This is a genomic window from Acetobacter fabarum (assembly GCF_029069195.1).
Lineage (GTDB): Bacteria > Pseudomonadota > Alphaproteobacteria > Acetobacterales > Acetobacteraceae > Acetobacter > Acetobacter fabarum_A.
This window is the reverse complement of sequence record NZ_JARDYK010000002.1, coordinates 184,022-200,676: the sequence shown is the minus strand read 5'-3', so window position 1 is coordinate 200,676 and position 16,655 is coordinate 184,022. Positions and strand designations below refer to the sequence as shown.

General features: G+C 52.3%; 13 protein-coding genes. 9 read left to right on the top strand and 4 right to left on the bottom strand.

Features of this window, described 5'->3' with window-relative positions; genetic code table 11:
* Positions 1 to 67 precede the first annotated feature (67 nt).
* The 5 genes from PY793_RS04115 (at position 68) to PY793_RS04095 (ending at position 3,915) form a co-directional block, all read left to right on the top strand.
* The gene (locus tag PY793_RS04115) at positions 68 to 610 is read left to right on the top strand and encodes a hypothetical protein (RefSeq protein WP_275176845.1); all 543 of its coding nucleotides are present in this window, start codon (positions 68 to 70) and stop codon (positions 608 to 610) included.
* The gene (locus PY793_RS04110; protein WP_275176844.1) at positions 588 to 1,229 is read left to right on the top strand and encodes a hypothetical protein; all 642 of its coding nucleotides are present in this window, start codon (positions 588 to 590) and stop codon (positions 1,227 to 1,229) included. Before PY793_RS04115 ends, PY793_RS04110 begins: the two co-directional genes overlap by 23 nt.
* Before the next feature lie 17 nt (positions 1,230 to 1,246).
* Entirely contained in the window at positions 1,247 to 2,146 is a 900-nt protein-coding gene (locus PY793_RS04105) for a hypothetical protein (RefSeq protein ID WP_275176843.1), read from the top strand.
* A 35-nt stretch (positions 2,147 to 2,181) separates the two neighbouring features.
* Positions 2,182 to 2,823, top strand: a complete 642-nt coding sequence (locus PY793_RS04100; RefSeq protein WP_275176842.1) for a hypothetical protein — start codon at positions 2,182 to 2,184, stop codon at positions 2,821 to 2,823.
* Between the two features lie 222 nt (positions 2,824 to 3,045).
* Positions 3,046 to 3,915: a hypothetical protein gene (locus PY793_RS04095; RefSeq protein WP_275176841.1), complete on the top strand. Its 870-nt coding sequence runs from the start codon at positions 3,046 to 3,048 to the stop codon at positions 3,913 to 3,915.
* A gap of 16 nt (positions 3,916 to 3,931) precedes the next feature.
* Here the strand turns inward: PY793_RS04095 and mobF are convergent, their stop codons facing one another.
* Positions 3,932 to 6,970 carry a MobF family relaxase gene (gene mobF, locus PY793_RS04090; RefSeq protein WP_275176840.1) on the bottom strand — a complete coding sequence of 1,013 codons (3,039 nt, stop codon included), beginning with the start codon at positions 6,968 to 6,970 and terminating at the stop codon, positions 3,932 to 3,934.
* Between the two features lie 452 nt (positions 6,971 to 7,422).
* On the opposite strand from mobF, the gene PY793_RS04085 reads away from it, so the two are divergent.
* The 4 genes from PY793_RS04085 to PY793_RS04070 all read left to right on the top strand — a co-directional run bounded on the left by PY793_RS04085 (position 7,423) and on the right by PY793_RS04070 (position 12,753).
* Positions 7,423 to 7,806 carry a hypothetical protein gene (locus tag PY793_RS04085; RefSeq protein ID WP_086657972.1) on the top strand — a complete coding sequence of 128 codons (384 nt, stop codon included), beginning with the start codon at positions 7,423 to 7,425 and terminating at the stop codon, positions 7,804 to 7,806.
* A 122-nt stretch (positions 7,807 to 7,928) separates the two neighbouring features.
* Complete coding sequence (locus PY793_RS04080; RefSeq protein WP_275176839.1) at positions 7,929 to 8,696, top strand: nucleotide-binding protein; 768 nt, start codon at positions 7,929 to 7,931, stop codon at positions 8,694 to 8,696.
* A 14-nt stretch (positions 8,697 to 8,710) separates the two neighbouring features.
* Entirely contained in the window at positions 8,711 to 9,331 is a 621-nt protein-coding gene (locus tag PY793_RS04075) for a hypothetical protein (protein ID WP_275176838.1), read from the top strand.
* A 596-nt stretch (positions 9,332 to 9,927) separates the two neighbouring features.
* Complete coding sequence (locus tag PY793_RS04070) at positions 9,928 to 12,753, top strand: DNA polymerase (RefSeq protein WP_275176837.1); 2,826 nt, start codon at positions 9,928 to 9,930, stop codon at positions 12,751 to 12,753.
* Positions 12,754 to 13,194: 441 nt separating this feature from the next.
* Here the strand turns inward: PY793_RS04070 and PY793_RS04065 are convergent, their stop codons facing one another.
* The 3 genes from PY793_RS04065 to PY793_RS04055 all read right to left on the bottom strand — a co-directional run bounded on the left by PY793_RS04065 (position 13,195) and on the right by PY793_RS04055 (position 16,346).
* Positions 13,195 to 14,154 carry an IS481 family transposase gene (locus PY793_RS04065; protein WP_275176836.1) on the bottom strand — a complete coding sequence of 320 codons (960 nt, stop codon included), beginning with the start codon at positions 14,152 to 14,154 and terminating at the stop codon, positions 13,195 to 13,197.
* Between the two features lie 408 nt (positions 14,155 to 14,562).
* Positions 14,563 to 15,675: a type II toxin-antitoxin system antitoxin DNA ADP-ribosyl glycohydrolase DarG gene (gene darG, locus PY793_RS04060; RefSeq protein ID WP_275176835.1), complete on the bottom strand. Its 1,113-nt coding sequence runs from the start codon at positions 15,673 to 15,675 to the stop codon at positions 14,563 to 14,565.
* Positions 15,630 to 16,346 carry a DUF4433 domain-containing protein gene (locus PY793_RS04055; protein WP_275176834.1) on the bottom strand — a complete coding sequence of 239 codons (717 nt, stop codon included), beginning with the start codon at positions 16,344 to 16,346 and terminating at the stop codon, positions 15,630 to 15,632. Before PY793_RS04055 ends, darG begins: the two co-directional genes overlap by 46 nt.
* Positions 16,347 to 16,655 lie beyond the last annotated feature (309 nt).

Genomic DNA, 16,655 nt, shown 5'->3' with positions numbered 1-16,655 from the left:
AGAAGGATTTCATATTTCCGGAACACGGCACGCCGTCTCAAAGTGTGTTGGTAAAGGTCAGAAAATAATGTGTCGTGATTTAAAGAAATCCCGTTTTATGCACCTCTCGATTGCAGCCCTGTCCTTTTTGACTATGGGCGGGGTGAGTTTGACTTTGGCATCGGCAGACTCACCGAGAGAAGCCCAGACCCGTTACGGACTGGCCTCTGGAACCGGTCCGCTCAATACCTTGCTGATTAACGGCCAGCCCACAACGCCGAAAATTGCCGGGAATAGTGCGCTTTTCGTCCAGAAAATCGCGGAATCCGGCAACACGGATGTCGTTCTTTTAACATCCGTTGGCGGTCAGGCTTGTGACGCTCAGTATTCACTCCTTCAGGTCACGCCGAACGGAATCAAGACGCCCACACCATTCTTCGGGAATTGCTCAACTGCCAAGCCGTCCATTTCCGGGAGCAAGATCACACTGAAATTTCCGCGCAATATCGGGAAATACGTCACCACGCCGGCCGAAGTCTATGTTTACGACCTTACGACCGGAATCCTGACGAAGAACGGCAAGACCATCCCCGCTGCCTGCAAGCTGGATGATGGCGTTTGCCAGGGTTGAGCGCATCAAGACAGTATTAAGAGATACGGAGCGGGGCATGGATTTTCAGTTTAACAACCAGACGATCTGGTTCCACGGAATTACGGGGACAGTTAAGAGCGTCCAGAAATGGAGTTCTACCAGTGTTTCCTCATCAGGCGGCGGGGGGTTTGTCCATCCGGAGTATGGTGGGCATGTGCAATCCGCGCAAGTAAGTTCAACTGTGTCACAACACCAGTCGTTCTGGATTGTCGCGCCTGACGGGCGAGAAAAATCCGTTGAAAATGCTGATCTCCCGTGTCGTGATGGACAATCTGTGACGTTAATCTGGGGTGCTGTTAAGGGAGCAAAGACTGGACAGTTCCTCGTTGCAAAGAATAACACGACTGGGGAAACGGTTTACTTCGATGTTACGAATTACACTGACTCCTTTCCCAGCATTCGGAGTGGCAGCGTTCTGCTCGTGTGGTTTCTTTATGCTGCACTTTGCATTATGCTCGTCCCTACGCTCATTTTATGGATTGTCGTGCCTCCCATAGCAAAGGCGCATCTAAACAGCATACTCAATAAACGAGCCGACCCATATCGTCGCTTTGCTACGAATCTTCTCTCAAACAAAGAGTTTTTAGCGACTATCTAAAAGAATGGAGTAGTGTTATGGGGCCTGAAGAATTAGCGATCATCATGAGTCCCCAGTTCATCAACGCGACATTTCGTGCGGGTGAAGACTGGTATCACTCAATGGTTGCTCGCAATCAAGAGGCCCGTCGCCGCAATGATTTCGAGAACGCTAATGCAGAACTGGTAAGGGTGAACCATCTGCTTATAAGCAGAGCGCAAGAACAGAACCTGCGCTGGAAGCGGTATGCCGAAACCCTCGACCAGCGTATCGAAGTACTAGTGCGGCAAGTCAACGCTCGCGGTGAATTTGGCGAGCGTGTCGCTGGCGAGTTGGATGTTGCCAGTCGCAACCTGGAAGCCATGACGACCCTCTGTTCTCAGAAGGACGCCTCCATCTCCCATGAACGACAGAAATTGGCGGCTCTCCATGCAGAGAATGAAAAATTGAGGGCAGCACTTTCTGCAGCGGAAAGCGATCGTCAGCGTCTTCATGAGGACAACGCGGCGTTCCTGTCTGCCGCTGATCATTTTGAACAAAAATGCAAAGGCCTGAAATCTGATCTGGCGCGAAGCCAACAGGCTCTACACGAGGAAGAAGCCGAGCATCTGAACCTTTCTCATGATCTTCGAGACGCCCGCCTAGTCAATGAAGCGCTTTCATCCGCTCCCCTGTTGGCCCTCTCGTTAATGGAACAGACACGCGCGTTGTGGGCGGCTCAGGGCAAGCCTTCCATGATGGAGAACTCTTTGGCGTCGCATTACCGTGTCGACGGTCACCCTTTAACCGTGCGTGAGTATCTTTGGTTTGCAACGCTGATGCGGGAGATGACGGCCCATAATGTCCCAGATCACCTCGTCAGCGCACATTGCCCTGTTGCACAGAGAGGCGATTTCCTGACTCGCCCCGTCACGATCCAAGAGAAAAGACCCGATTGATCCTCCTGACACCGGAATAAAATGAAGGAATAACCATGGCACAGACTGATCATGCGTCCTCTCGGATGAACCTCTATGCCGGGTGGCTGACGGTTGACGGGCAGTGTTATCCCTTTGGAGCCGAAACCAAGCGGCGTTGCCTCCAGATGATTGCGCAATTCATCTGCTCCATGGCTGAAAAGCACGCCGATCTTCAGCGTGAAGAGCCGGATTTCGCATTGCTCTGCCCTTATTGGTATTCAGGTGTTTATATAAGTTCCGATATACGCAGGCTTGCATCAGATGAAGCGATTGATCCAGATACGCTCGACGAAATAATGCAAGATGTTGTTGATGACTATCTGGGTAATCAAGCCACCAAAATCACAGCGTTTGTTTTGCCAATGCTCGTGCCTGTCTTCGGTCAGATGGTTGGAGACACTTTGTTTATCGCAATGTTGGACAAAGACGACGACTTTGCTGGCTATGTCACCACGGAGGAGGAAGTGGCCGAACGCTGGCTGACTGACTATGTCGCGCAAGTCTTTGGGCCATCTGTGGGGAAACCCGGTATGAGTGTTGATGCAGCAAAAAAATATCTTAAGAGCAAAGGGCTTATACATATCTGCCCCCTCCCCCTTTCTCCTAACCTCAAGATGGTCCTTTCCTTGGCGGCCCTGACCTCACAGGCCGCCTGAAAACAGCGTCCTTATTCTCTTAAATCTGAACTTTCGATTCCGTGCGTCTACACACGGAAAACGAGAATTTTATGGTCAGAATATCCCAGAAATCCGCCATTTTCTGAAAAATTATTTTCTCTGAACAATTTTTTTGACAGAAAAAATTTGCACGAAAAATGAGATCCAACCGCACATCTCTTAGACTCAAGGAGTGTATAACGTTTTAAGGAAGCCTATATCATGTCTAATACTTACCCAAACTGGAATGGTTACGACTTGCGCCTGTCTGTCACAACACAGCAGACCCTTCAGGCCATGCAGGCACAGGCTGCCGAAAACGCGTTCCTGAATGATCTGCTCTTCATCACCCTTGACGACAGACCTGTCCGCAAGCTTCTGGGCAATCTGGAAGCATTGCGTCCGGATCCAGAAAACACACTGCTGATCCAACCTCTCACAAGTCTCTCAGGTGCCAGTCTGGTCTCCCTCAACCACCCCCACACCGCCCTCGACTTTAAGGATGAGCAGAACATCCTGACCGTCCATGAAACCAAAATCCTCCAATGGGCCTCAAAAACCCTTGATCAGGACGGTGAAAACATCTTCATCGCCATGATCGCTGCCCGCCTGTTCATGGGCGCACGCCCTGGTGCCCTTCATACCTATCGGGCACAGGTTGATGTCGACCGGATCCTCCCGGCCCTTCCTAATACAATGACCCTTATGGCGTTTCTGGGAGAACGACCCGAGGAGGTCCCAAACTGGGAAGATCTGCTGGATGCTTTTGCCCGCGCAACAGACATCGGAGATAACAGGATCGGGCGTTTGTCTTTCCTTTTGGCCAGTGTCCTGTTTTCTGTCATGGAAAAGCTGCCTAATGCCTATCATTTTGCAGAGCGCTCCAAAGGTTTCCTCGACAGAACAGGGGAGATCGAAAATCGTCTTTTCAGCATTCTGGACACAATCCCACACTGCTATTTCCAGCCCTTCATGACTCCGCCGACACATTTCACACGCCCCCCTCTGGGAAGCAGTGGCAGAATAACAACCAGCAAAGGACCAGGCCCCAAACAAGTCCGTTCTCGTTCTCCAAGGCCCCGGTGGGGATAACACCACCCCATATTTACTACTCTGGTTCATGGCGCGGCCCTTGAGGCCGCGTTTCTTTTATCGCTTCCTTTTTCCACACCTCTTCTTGCCTTTGGTCCTGTACAGACACACGATGTGACACTCCATCTGACCTCTGTTTGGCAAAAGGCCTAGAAATTTGCGGTAGAAAAGAGGGATCTTGTTTTGGTTGGGCAAATACGGCCTCTGACGCGATCGTCCGCGTCCTGATCTCATGCGCCACGGCCTCTTCAGCCGAACGCGCCTCGGCCCATGCCTGCCGGTTCACCACGAAGTCAGCCGCATTCTGTTTTCCTGAAGACTGCTGTCCTTCCAGAATAATCTGCCTGATGGCCATTTCTGGTGTCAGGGTCTGCGTGTGTTCGTCCTCCTGATCCAGCGCATCAGGCGCCTCCAACCGACCTGCGCCATCAATATCCACAACCACCCCGTCACGCCGGATCTGGTTCTTTTGATAAAGAAGCGCCATGCGCGCCGTATCGGTATAGAGTGTGCAGGCCTGACGATGACGCGTCATGGCCACATAAAGCAGTTCCCGATCCAACCCCGCACGATTGAAGACAAAGGCCCGATCCACACTGGCCCCTTGTGCAGAATGAAGTGTCACCGCATAGGCATGTTGCACCTTAATCGGACGTTCTTCTTTGTGCCCCTTGGAATGGTGGCCAACAGGGATCAAATCTGCCCAACGTGTCGTCACCTCAAAACCCCGGTCAAAAACAAGACAGAGAACCGGTTCTCCATCAGGGTCCCGATACGCCGCCTTCACCGTTGCCAGATCATTATTGCGCACCAGATGCGCCCCGGCCTTTAGGGTTTCTCCAAAGATGAGCCGATCACCAGCAACCAAAGGCAAGGCTTCGACGACGGATTTGCGTCCACGCGCGGTTGCCTCAACAGTAATCTCACACGCGCCAGCATGGTCCCCCTTGCTGATCAGCACAGAACGTAACGCCTGATTAAGGGCTTTCACTTCGGCATGGGTACGGGCCAGAACCAGCCGTGTATCATTGGGGTTTTCACTGACATCCTGACAGACCGCATCAACCAATGTCTGCTGCAACGCCTCGCCGTCCCCTATGATGATGCGACCATGGGCGTCATAAGATCTTACCGCCTGTTCGACCTGCCCGGCGGCCAAAGCCTGACTGGCCTGTCTTTGCCACATCTCTTTCTGGCGCCTAATGGCTTCCAGTCTTTGTGTCCCCAGTGTCTCCGCCAATAACCGCATGGGAGATCCGGGAGCCACCGGTTTGAGTTGCCGTGTGTCCCCCGCCACAATGACCTTGGCCCCGGCTTTGGACGTCACCTCAAGAAGCTCCGCCATTTCCATGGTGCCAACCATGCCGCCCTCATCAAGGATCACCACATCATGGCGCGCTAATGTTATGGCCTGCGCATGATCAGGATCCGTCAGACGATTCAGAAAACTCCGCAGAACAGCAGCCTGTGCCAGGGGTGTTTGCGTATCCTGCGCAATGACAGAGACCGCTTGATGGGAAGGCGCTGTTACCCAGACCCGACAGCCCGCCTCCCGTGCCACGGCTGCCGCTGTTCCCAGACTGTAGGATTTCCCAGTGCCGGCTGATCCCTCAACGACACTCACCCCATCGCGGTTCAGAGCATGACGCACCAGATCGGCCTGTTCCTCTGAAAGGGTTTCTCTCTTTGCCAGAACGCCTTCCAGTCTGTCTCGTGACACAAAGACCCGTTCATCGCGACGATTGGTGGCAAGACGCACAAGCGCACGTTCCGCATTGATCACCTCTGGTGTGGCGTAATGCAGGTTTCTGGTCTGGGAGAGAGCATTCCCCGTTAACTCAATCAGATGCTCCGACCGACGGGCCGCATGGGCTTCTTCCAAGGCCTGTGCCAACGTCAGCCTGCGTCCCTGACAGTGTTCCAAAACGGTGCCGATCAGATGCCGATCTTCAAACACGGCGTCTGTCTGGGTCAGTTCCTCAAGGGCGCAGGCAAATACCGTTTGGGGATCCTGTGATGGAATATCTTCCAAGTCTGTCGCGGCCAAAGCACACTCCCATAGAGCCTCTGGTGTCCATCCCTCCTCCCGGACTTCCTGTTCCCACCGCGTCCGCAAAACGGCCCGTGAGGGCAGGTCTGACTTGGCTCCACGCGTGTTCCGGGAAATATGTTCAGCCGCTTCCCTATGATGGGCTGTCTGTATCCCTCTATGACGCGCTTCCTGTTCAATGGCCGCCCGTCTCTTTGAGAAGCGCTCTTCCACACTGGGTGCCACACCGGCCACACGGAAATTCCGACCATCCTTGAGTGTTGTCAAACCAAGATCCCGCTCCAGCGCCTCACTCAATGCCAGACGATAGACGGCGCCCATTTCCTGTTGGTGCAAAAGCAGTTCCCGATTATCGAGCGTGCCGGTTGAGCCATCTTTACGGCGACACACATTCATCAACACGGCATGCGTATGGATCTGGGGATCCCCCGCACGACTGGTGGTGTGCAAAAATGTGCCGGCCATTAATTCGGCGGGTGTTTCTCTCTGACCGCCATTGTGACCCCTTCGCGTGACAATCAGGCCTGTTGTAAAGGCATACTCAAGTGCCGCAAAAACGGCCTTTTCTTGCGCGGCCTCAATACGATTACGTTGGCTCTCTGTTCCCATGCCCCACAAAACCGATACTGATTTGGGGGCCGCAAATTGCAGATCATACCCCACACGACGTTGCCCTTTGCTCTGAACCAGAGCCTGCCCCGTCAACGGATCGCATCCCCTCGCCAATGCCCTGAAATCAGATGGACTGACCTCTGCCTTTTGCTCAACAAACGGAAGGCTTTGTCCCGGAAGTTTACAAACAGTGGTCCACCAGATGCCAGGTTTCTCACCGGTGCCATTATCCAGATAATAAGCAGCCCGATCCCGTCCTGACCAATCACCACGTTTCCGAGGGGCACGCGCAGGGCGTTCCCCCTTCACTGTCAAAACGCTTTGCGCCGTGAGATCCTCATTCACTGCGTCAATATAATATTCGACATCCGATAAGGGCGTGCAGGTAAACATGCTTTTATGTCCTGAGCAGACTACTTGTCTGATCAGGATAGCGCCGCCTGAAGAGGATCAGCTGTTCCCCTCAGGCCACATCAGGAAGACCGGCAGAAAGCTCAAAAGAATTCCACCTAATGCTCGGAATCATCCGCAAAACCATCTGAAATGCTAGACACCTCTTCACAATGGATTCTGCAAAACAAACGGCTCTTTCCTGCCGGAAAATATGCACCGTCTCTTCCTAAAAGCATCGAAGATGCGTGGTGTGTTGCTAATTTCTAAAGGGAACGGGAACAATACAAAGGAAGGTATGAAACCAGACCATGTCTCCGAAGATGTGAAGGTCGCAGTGAGGGCGGATACACTCTGCGTATCAGGATCCTGTCAGGTCATGGAAAAAGAAACACACTCTTTATTCTATGACACCCTGTTCCCTGAAACTCTGTTGCATCACAGGAGGGATACTCATGCCCCGCAAAGACAAGATTTCTTCAGTTACAATGGTCGGCACGATTGAAGATCTGATTGCTGATCTGGAAAATGAACGCAAAGAGCGTGCCGCCAGAAAACCGGCTACAGCCTTTGGCGTCATCACACAGATTTATCCAACCCTTCTCAGAATGAAGGCCGATGGCTGGTCAGATATGGAAATCTGCACCACGCTCAAAACACGGGGCATCACCCTCAGCCCCGGAACACTCTCCACATACATGAAGAAAATTGGTCGGGAAAAACGCACCATAAAGCCAAAACCACCGCGCACACCCAAAGTGGATTCCGCGACACCGTCTCCTCCCTCGCCCTCCATGCGCGGCTTTACCTCCCAGCCACCGCCACTTCTGGACGCCTGAGGTCATCTTGACCTCCCAGTGTCGTCTCATCACCCCTGTCACGATCTGAGTTTTTCATAAGACGATCCTACACTTTTGATTGGGAAGGCACTGAAGCCCTCCCAATCAAAAGGACATAGGTTATGAAACAGGCTGTCAAACGCCTCGTGCTGATTGTTTCTGGCAAGGGCGGTGTTGGGAAAACAACCTTTGCCCGCCTTCTGGTCGATACTTATCACACCCGAAAAATACAGGCCTCCCTCTTTGACGCTGATGGTCAGGTGGGAGGTCTGGCTCGCACCTATCAGGATATGGGTGTTCTGTTTTACGACCTGAGGCAGGAGAGAGAACGCGACACGCTTCTCAATTCGATTGATACCGACAGGGCCGTCATTCTGCATGATCTGCCAGGTGGATCACGGTTTGAAATTTCGAAGATCATTGATACCGGCGATGGTAAAAGCGTCGAGGGATTTCTGACCGCCCTGACGGAAAACCATGTCCGTCTGACCCTTGTGCATCTTCTGGATCATGAGATCGAGAGTGCCCAATCCGTCGGCCAGTATCTGGAAACCTTCGGCACAGATCTGGTCGACCATGTCGCCGTTCTCAATCTCCGGGAAAGCCGCGACCTGCGCAATGACTTCCCATACTGGTATGGTCATGAGGTCTCAGGGCAACGCCGTTACGGTAAAGCGCGAGAGCGCCTCCTCTCTGCGGGCGGTGTGGAAATCACCATGCCCGGTCTCCACGCGGCCACCCGCGCCAAGGTCAACGCCCTGAACCTTCGATATGCTCAATGTCTGAAGCACCCGGACCTGACCATTACAGAACGGAGTGCCGTCTCTCGCTTTCTGCGCGACTTTCATAAAGGTCTGACCCCTGCAGCAACCTTTCTTGGTCTGGCATGAGGGAGGAGACAACCATGACAATTTTTGACGACACGGCCACGGCCCTGAAGATGTCTCCCAAAGACCGCAAATGTGTCTGGGCCACTCTGGGGGAGCTGGGCCTGAGCCCGGATGATCCGGAAGTCGTGCGCCTTTTGGTCACAGAATACACTAAAACAACCCTGAGCGCGCTCTCTGCCGATCTGGAACAGGCGACGACCAAAGCCCTCCGCGCTTTTGAAACCGCCCAGTCTCAGACAGAGGCAAGCGCTCAGGCCCGTCTTGCCGCCCGACAGGCTGAACTGGCCCAGACCCTGGCACAAACGATTGCCACCTGCCTCGAAGACAGTCTGGAACGACAGACATGCGTGAAAGAGCAACACCTCATGATCACACAGTGGGGCATAGGGCCGGTTTTGGTCGGGCTGGGAGTCTGGTTGGCAAAACTCTGGGAAGGCGGTTCTGCCGGCACGCATAACACACCCTCCGTCTGGCTGGCGTCTTACGACCCGTGGGCGCTTTTGGCCGCAGGTCCAATGCTGTTTATGATCCTGCGCCTTCTCATTGGCTGGACGGTTAGAAACCGCCTGATCAGAGCCCTTCTGGTGCTGCCTCCCCTTGACGAGGTGCGAGGCTGGAGAAAACACCGCGATTGAGAACCTTCATCACTGACAGCCCTATTCAAATAAAGGGAATTAAAAAATGTTTCTCCAACAATCTCTATTTTATAGAGCCATGGTTCCTATAGCTCACAGATATGCACGCCCGCCTAATAACACCATGTCCCGTGCTCCGATATGCATGACACGGTCAACTATGCTTGGGTTCTCATACCGCATCAGCATACGCAGATCTTTATCTCCTGTGATCGTTGCCAGTTCAAAGCAATCACGATGTAACGGGATCACCCTAGCATATGAAAGAGCGCTTAGGTCATTTTAACAAACACTACATATTGATATTTTCACCAGAAAATGTATATATGTAGTAAGTCTAGCGGGCCGATGTGTGCGCTGGGCGGTTTATAGGGGATAGACTCGCGTCCGTTCCCGGAAGCAATTCCGGCAAGCGCGTTATAAATTGAGAGTTGTGGAGCCAAACGGTTGAAACCTCCTGCATGAAAGCCCCCTTGGGGCATGCAGGGCCAAAGGTAGAGACCTCGCCTGCGGAGTAGCAGCCGCCGTTAGGCGCTCGACAAGAGGCCACCCCGTGACCGACCCAGCAGTAACCTCTCAGGAGGGCACGCTAGGTCATGTCTGCTCATCAGAATTCTTTATCTCCACTTCGTCTCCGTGAAGTCGAGACCGCTTCGTGCTTACCGCCTGCACAACAATGCACCCCGAAGATTTGGAAGCCGGATCAGGTGCTCACGCAGAAAAAAGAGCAAGAGGCGCAGAATGACGATCTGGATCGTCCATATCCGCCGATTACTTACAAGTATGACTCCGCATCTTCCAAGAAAACAAGAAGCACTGTCACATGGTGTCGCACTCTGTGCCCCTTCGAGCCTGATCCTCTATCCCGTCACATCGTCGAAGCAACCTTCGGACAAGGTGCTATCGTGGAGACATTACCAATCGCCGGCCATACAGCGGTAAGATTATACGAAGCAGCATTCGAGGTGACGAACGGAGAAGGGACACAACGTCAGGGTGCGGCAAGCCTGGTCATCAGTGTTGACACAGAGTACCAGCAGTGGGGGCATGAGAATATAGCACTCTCTTATCAGGTAACAGCCGCACATAAATCAGGACGACTGATCCAATTCATCGTATTCCCGATGCTAGGGCAACGTATTTCTTTCGGTTCATTACCAGATTTTTCCATGCGTCTATTGGGGAAACATTCCCGTTGCCGCGAGACAGTTCTGACAATCGCCCATTTTAACGCTGCCGAATGGACGATGTTTGCGGATCGTGACGAGCTTGCGCCATTTTTGGATGGCGTTCGGAAATCGGTGGTGACGTTGCTGGCCCCCTTCATAGCCAGAACTTACGACCCAGCGACCCGTAACCCGCGCGTTTTTACCTGCAGCTTTGTAGATACGATCCTGATCTCGCCAGCAGGCAACGGGTCGCTTGCCGAATGGGGCCATTTGCTGAATCACGAAAAATTCGTTTTACCATCAGGAAAAATAGAAAAAATGAAGAATTTTCTAAAAGACAACAGACTGGGCTTCATCGATTACGCGATAAGGGATACAGAGGTTTGCCTGTTGGCACTTGGCCACTTTATCAAATGGTGTAGCAAACAGAGTTATTCCCATCGCGGATTTAAAGCAGGCATTACACTGGGAGGCACGAGCGTCAATCTGTATACAGCGTTTGAAGGAGGACCGGAGTTACTGGATAAAATGACCGGCATGGAGAAAAGGCAAATCAGGACGGACTGGGGGTACACCAAATGGGTAAAAGAGCCATGTGATGCACGTGTGATCCACGATCCCCTCGCGGCAAGATGCTACCACGGGGGCTTGAACGTCGCATACGTGCACGGTGAGAGGAAGGCACCGCCGGGATACGCAGTCTATGATATAGACTTGAGTGGCGCCTACGCTAGTGCGATGGCCTGCCTCCTCTGTCCCACCTTCCAGATCACACGCGCCATGCGGGTCGATGAAATTGTAGAAGCTGTCGAGGCCGGGCACCACGTTGTCGCACGTGTAAAGTTCCAGTTCCCTAGCGATTGCAAGCATCCATGCTTGCCAATCTCCACCAAGAACGGACTAATTTATGTATTGAAGGGAGTCTCCTTCTGCACAGGACACGAAATCATAACAGCCATCGGCTTGGGGGCGCAGATTGAGATTATCAACGCCGACATCTGGCATGTGAAGAATAAGCCTATGTTCGCGAGATACATCGGGAGCATAGTAAGAGAACGGTCGAAATACGCGAAAAAGACGCTGGAAAACTTACTTTACAAGGAAATGATCAATTCACTCTATGGTAAAATCGCACAAGGGATAAAGCACAGAAAAATCAGCAATTTTTCAATACCTGAGGACGGTCCACGCATGCTGGAAGCGTCCGCGATTACCCTCCCGATCATCGCCGCGGAAATCACAGGGCTCATCCGTGCAGCCTTGTTCGAACTTAACGCCCTCTGGCGTGCCGACGGCGTTAAAATTACATCCACGACAACCGACGGCAGCCTCGTCGTGGCACCTGTAGGCTATAATTTTAACACCGTAGCTACACGCTCACCAGCGGCGGCCCGATTGCAGACAGGGCGAGACACCGCAGGGATCACCGGAGACCTCCTTGAAATAAAGGCAATAGGATCATCATTAACTGTTTATCGGACAAGGGCGAACGTCGTGTACGATCAGGATGGAAAATGCGTGTCGAAAGCTGGCGCATCGATGAAATTCCAAAGCAAAAATCTGGACGATATCGCAGCGGAAATGCGCAGCATCGCGGCACACGACAAAATAGAAACCCGGGAATCAACACAACTGACATCGGCCTTCGCGGCCAGAACGCGTAAAGCTCGCGATCTCGTATCGATATCGATCCATAAAAAGGAACATCTCGACTATGACTATAAACGCCAACTCGGCAGAGATGGTGAGACGACACCATTTACGACTATCGAAAAACACGACAAGAACCGTGAAATCGTTGATAAACTACATAAACAGCAGGTGCGCGCGACACCCGAAGCAATAGCGCTCAAGGCCTCCGGCACACGCATGCGACGCGACCATCAAAACGATGTCGAAACGACAACCATCTACCGCGCGATCCGGCGACTGGCTGCAAAAGGTATTGGCGGGTGGCAATGGGACAAGACCCATCCAGCGTTTGACGTTGACCGTTTCGTGAAAGCGCAAGACGCAAAGAGGCCCCCAATCCGACTACCAGTCGAGGCAGCCGATACAGTATTCAGGATCGCGGCGGCACAGGCCGAAAACTATATTGACGCCACCCTAATGCTTGAGGCTGCCATTCCGTGCGCCAAGACGCATCTCCAAAACCCCGAAGCAGTATTCGCGTCTGTGAAATCCAAGGACCTTCAACACGCCAACGATGCACCTATTAAGATTAAAAACACGAAATCTAACGAACAGTCGTGAGCATGTTGACGCAAGTTGCGAGGTAACGGGATAAAAAGTGACGAAAATTAGAGATTTTCGTCACTCCAAAAAATAAGATGTTAGAAAATCTTCTTGATATAATCAGGAACAAATAAAATGTTGACAAACCGGCACAGGGGGAACCCCAATGTCTGGCACGCAGCGTTGCAGCCACGGATGACACTCCCTTCGCCTATAACCTCCTGGTGTCGCCCCGTCAAAATAAACTGGTTTCCAAGCCTCTGTGGCCAGTCTCCCATGTTTTTCGAGTATTGGATCGGAGAGGCGCATTGGACGCCTGTAGCCTGCTTAAAACGGCCTATATGCAATATAATATTTACAACAATAGGTGCACTGATCTGATTACTAAAATGCAAGAGAGAATGGCCTCCCCAAAGCGTGGTTTACAAAACCATAGGTGCCATTCCTGCTCTAACTACCCTAGGTGTTTAGTCCCGTGGTTTGATGGATTGGATTGATGATGAATCTTTCTGGCTCTGAAGTCCATATTTTGCAGACATATTCGTAAGGTGTGAGGCCACTGAGGGTCTTGAGCCTTCGCCCGTAATTATAGGCTGCCATGAAGTCATTGAGGTGTGTCCTCAACTGCTCATGACTATCGTAATGGAAGCGTTTGACGGTTGCTTCCTTGATTGTCCGGTTCATCCGCTCAACCTGACCGTTCGTCCAGGGATGATTGGGTTTCGTCAGACGATGTTCGATCTTGTGAGCTTCGCAGATCATGTCGAAGCGCATGGGGCGAGACCAGGCCATATTGCGGTTACGGGGCTGATCAGCGAACTGGATGCCGTTATCGGTCAGAATGGTATGGATCCGATAAGGAATGATGCTCAGGAGATATTCGAGGAATTCCCAGGCGGTCTTCCGATCGGCTTTTTCAACCAGTTGTGTGACAGCGAATTTGCTGGTCCGATCGATGGCGACGAAGAGATACAGCTTGCCTTCAGCAGTTTGGACCTCGGCAATATCGATGTGAAAAAAGCCTATGGGATAGCGTTTGAAGCGCTGGCGTTTGGGCTTGTCTCCCTCGATATCCGGAAGCCGGGATATCCCGTGGCGCTGAAGGCAGCGATGCAGAGCCGAGCGTGTCAGATGAGGGATGCTGGCCTGCAGGGCATAAAGGCAATCATCCAGCGGCAGCAACGTATGCCGGCGAAACGCCACGATCATCGCTTCGTCCGTCTCGGACAGAACCGTGGATCGCGGCTCTTTGGGACCTGTCTTCTGATCCTCAACCGTTTGACGCTTCCGCCATTTTGCAACTGTTTTCGGGTTGATCCCGAACTCCTTGCTCAGCGTCGCGAGCGAAGCCTGCGATCGCTGTATTGCTGCTCGCACGGCGTGCGTGGTCGTGGCGCTCCCATGACGTATCTGTCCCATAATGCTTCCTTCCACTCTCGTGAAAATACCACACCATCAAACCACGGGACTAAACACCTAACTTTGCGTTCTGAAAGCAGACATTCAGCTTACCCCCCCTAAACTGTCTGTCAGCTCAGCAGAAACAGAGCAGACAGGCAGCAGTCGCCCTCTCTCCGGACATAGAGTTTTCCGGTCTTTTTCCCGATAGCGGACATAACTGGTTCAAAGCTAATCAGCCGACTTGCGCAGGAGTGCATCTCGGGTCGGTGAGGTCCTCACCGGCTCTAACTGTTGCTGCCTGCCCATTCGGACACTCGAAATAACTTCGCAATGCTGCGACGCGGCCCGCCAAACCGGGCTTACGCCACATTCACACAACCACGACAAGACTAGAGGGACAGCCAAACGCAAGCAGAAGTCTATTGATCAAATTGAAAGTTCGGCATCGTTTGGCTTCATCTGGTGCAAAAGGCCATCGTCTTTAAGACGGTCGTATGCAGCCCGGATCGCGTCCTCACTAAATTGGTTCCGCTTGGCCTCACTCCATCCCTGCATCTCGCGAATGATCGTCTCAACTGGAAAATGGCCTTCGTGATGGGCAAGCAAATGGACCGAGGAAAGAAGCTCCAATCCGTAAGGGCTTTCGTAGCCCTGAACCAGCTTGTTCAAACGATCAATAATGTCACTTGCAGCAGTTCCGGCTTGGTTCAAAAACTCGTTCGCAACGGCACACCCACTGGGCGTCACATGCGATTGGCGCTCGCCGCTTAAGAAACCGTCGATCATTCCACGACGCTCCATCGAGATGTAGGCAAGCTTCAAGGTTTCTGAATAAGGGCCGTGAAGATTGCGGGCAAACCTGAGTTTGAAGTCCACGCCCAAAGCTTGCAGGAAATATGCGATTTTTTGCAGCGAAATTCTGTCAAAAGACCCGTTGAAGTAGCGTTCGAGATCGTTGAGAGCTTTGAGCAAAATCGCACGCTGGAAAGTCATCGGCAGGCTCGAATGAACGTGCTCAGGGACGTCGGTGGCATTCTTGGGCGCGAACAAAACAATCTCGACGTCACTAAGGGACGAAAGCTTCGCTTCGATCAAAGGGCGCACATCCGTCCAGTCCAGTCCGCCATTTCCGCAACCAAGAGGGGGGATCGCAATGGACGTTATGTCGTGTTCTTGAATCGCCTCGACGAGTGCATCGAGACCGTCTTCAATGTACTCAATCTTGGACTTCGAGCGCCAATGGGCCTTCGTTGGGAAGTTGATCAGGTATCGCGGTCCTTCTGAGGCAAACAACTCCTTGGTATCGAAGACGAATACTTGTCCTGGACTTAAACCTTTGGCATCGCACAAAGATTTGTAGGCACGGAAATTTGCGGGCCATCTGTTCTTGAACTCCAGAGCGACGCCTTTTCCCATAACGCCGACACAGTTGACAGTGTTCACCAGAGCCCCCACAGGCTCGGAAAACATGTCTCCTTTTTTGGTTCGTATCGTCATCCGTAGAAGCACCCATGCTGTGTCAAAATCGGGATGTTCCATGTCGAAACAGCCATCATCCCCTCCAAGGTAGCTCGCATCCTATCCGTTTTCACCACTATACACATAATTTTGTCCAGCGGTACCGCGCCATAAACCAAAAATTCTGCCATACGCTTCGCGCTACGCGTCATGCGCTCCGGCGGGGTTGCCATGTTGTGGTACCACTTGCAGACACCCGCGTAGCCGATGTCTGGTATCGCCGAAATCATCGGAGCCTCATCGAAGACGTCCCAGTGGACGTGGTCTTCGAGCTTGGTAAGGTCGGATTCAATCGTTGGCATCGGCGCTTTCGAATTCAGTGCATAGTCGCTAAAGCAAGTGAATAAACCGGAACCTATGAATGATTGTGGTGAACTGACCAAAAAGATCCGATCATCCTCGCAAGCTTTACGAAGTTCCACCCCCGCCGGAGAAATCAATGGTACGTTCCCCATGTAAATGGTGTATGTGAACGGCGTTATTGGGCTAAAATAAAACGGTACAAAATCGTTAACCACACGACCGTGCGGCATCTGAAACTCGTCTGTTCCACGACGGTCCACAATTGCTCGATATGACGTTTGATGACAGCGTTGAGGGCATTGATGTCGCTTGGCTCTAACTTCACCATCCATAAGAAAGGTCGATAGGTCTTCATAATGAACCTGTCGAAAAATGAATCGGTTCGGCAAGTCTGCACTCCTCGTTTAAGCACCCTCAGATACTTGATACGGTTTCCCCAAGCGTTGCAGCTAGGTATCAGGCTTGGTTGTCCTCTCCATGAAACTCTACTGAATATCAGCTTCCTCTAACCGGACAACCCACCAGTTCCACGTAGCGAAAGTCCGTAATCCGCCCTTTGTGTCTGCCCAGAGCACCACGCCGCGCGGATCATGAAGGGCTACTTCGGGCTACGAGCCGCCCGAAGCGTTCTAAAAAATGTCAGCTTTCCGGTGTATTCCACCTCAATAGCGGACTTTCCGCTCTCCCCCCCAATCAGC

Excerpts from the sequence above, each read along its gene's own strand:
- PY793_RS04115 (WP_275176845.1), top strand. The coding sequence starts at position 68 with ATGTGTCGTGATTTAAAGAAATCCCGTTTTATGCACCTCTCGATTGCA.
- PY793_RS04095 (WP_275176841.1), top strand. The coding sequence starts at position 3,046 with ATGTCTAATACTTACCCAAACTGGAATGGTTACGACTTGCGCCTGTCT.
- PY793_RS04085 (WP_086657972.1), top strand. The coding sequence starts at position 7,423 with ATGCCCCGCAAAGACAAGATTTCTTCAGTTACAATGGTCGGCACGATT.
- PY793_RS04075 (WP_275176838.1), top strand. The coding sequence starts at position 8,711 with ATGACAATTTTTGACGACACGGCCACGGCCCTGAAGATGTCTCCCAAA.
- PY793_RS04065 (WP_275176836.1), bottom strand. The coding sequence starts at position 14,154 with ATGGGACAGATACGTCATGGGAGCGCCACGACCACGCACGCCGTGCGA.
- PY793_RS04105 (WP_275176843.1), top strand. The coding sequence starts at position 1,247 with ATGGGGCCTGAAGAATTAGCGATCATCATGAGTCCCCAGTTCATCAAC.
- darG (WP_275176835.1), bottom strand. The coding sequence starts at position 15,675 with ATGGAACATCCCGATTTTGACACAGCATGGGTGCTTCTACGGATGACG.
- PY793_RS04110 (WP_275176844.1), top strand. The coding sequence starts at position 588 with ATGATGGCGTTTGCCAGGGTTGAGCGCATCAAGACAGTATTAAGAGAT.
- mobF (WP_275176840.1), bottom strand. The coding sequence starts at position 6,970 with ATGTTTACCTGCACGCCCTTATCGGATGTCGAATATTATATTGACGCA.
- PY793_RS04080 (WP_275176839.1), top strand. The coding sequence starts at position 7,929 with ATGAAACAGGCTGTCAAACGCCTCGTGCTGATTGTTTCTGGCAAGGGC.
- PY793_RS04070 (WP_275176837.1), top strand. The coding sequence starts at position 9,928 with ATGTCTGCTCATCAGAATTCTTTATCTCCACTTCGTCTCCGTGAAGTC.
- PY793_RS04100 (WP_275176842.1), top strand. The coding sequence starts at position 2,182 with ATGGCACAGACTGATCATGCGTCCTCTCGGATGAACCTCTATGCCGGG.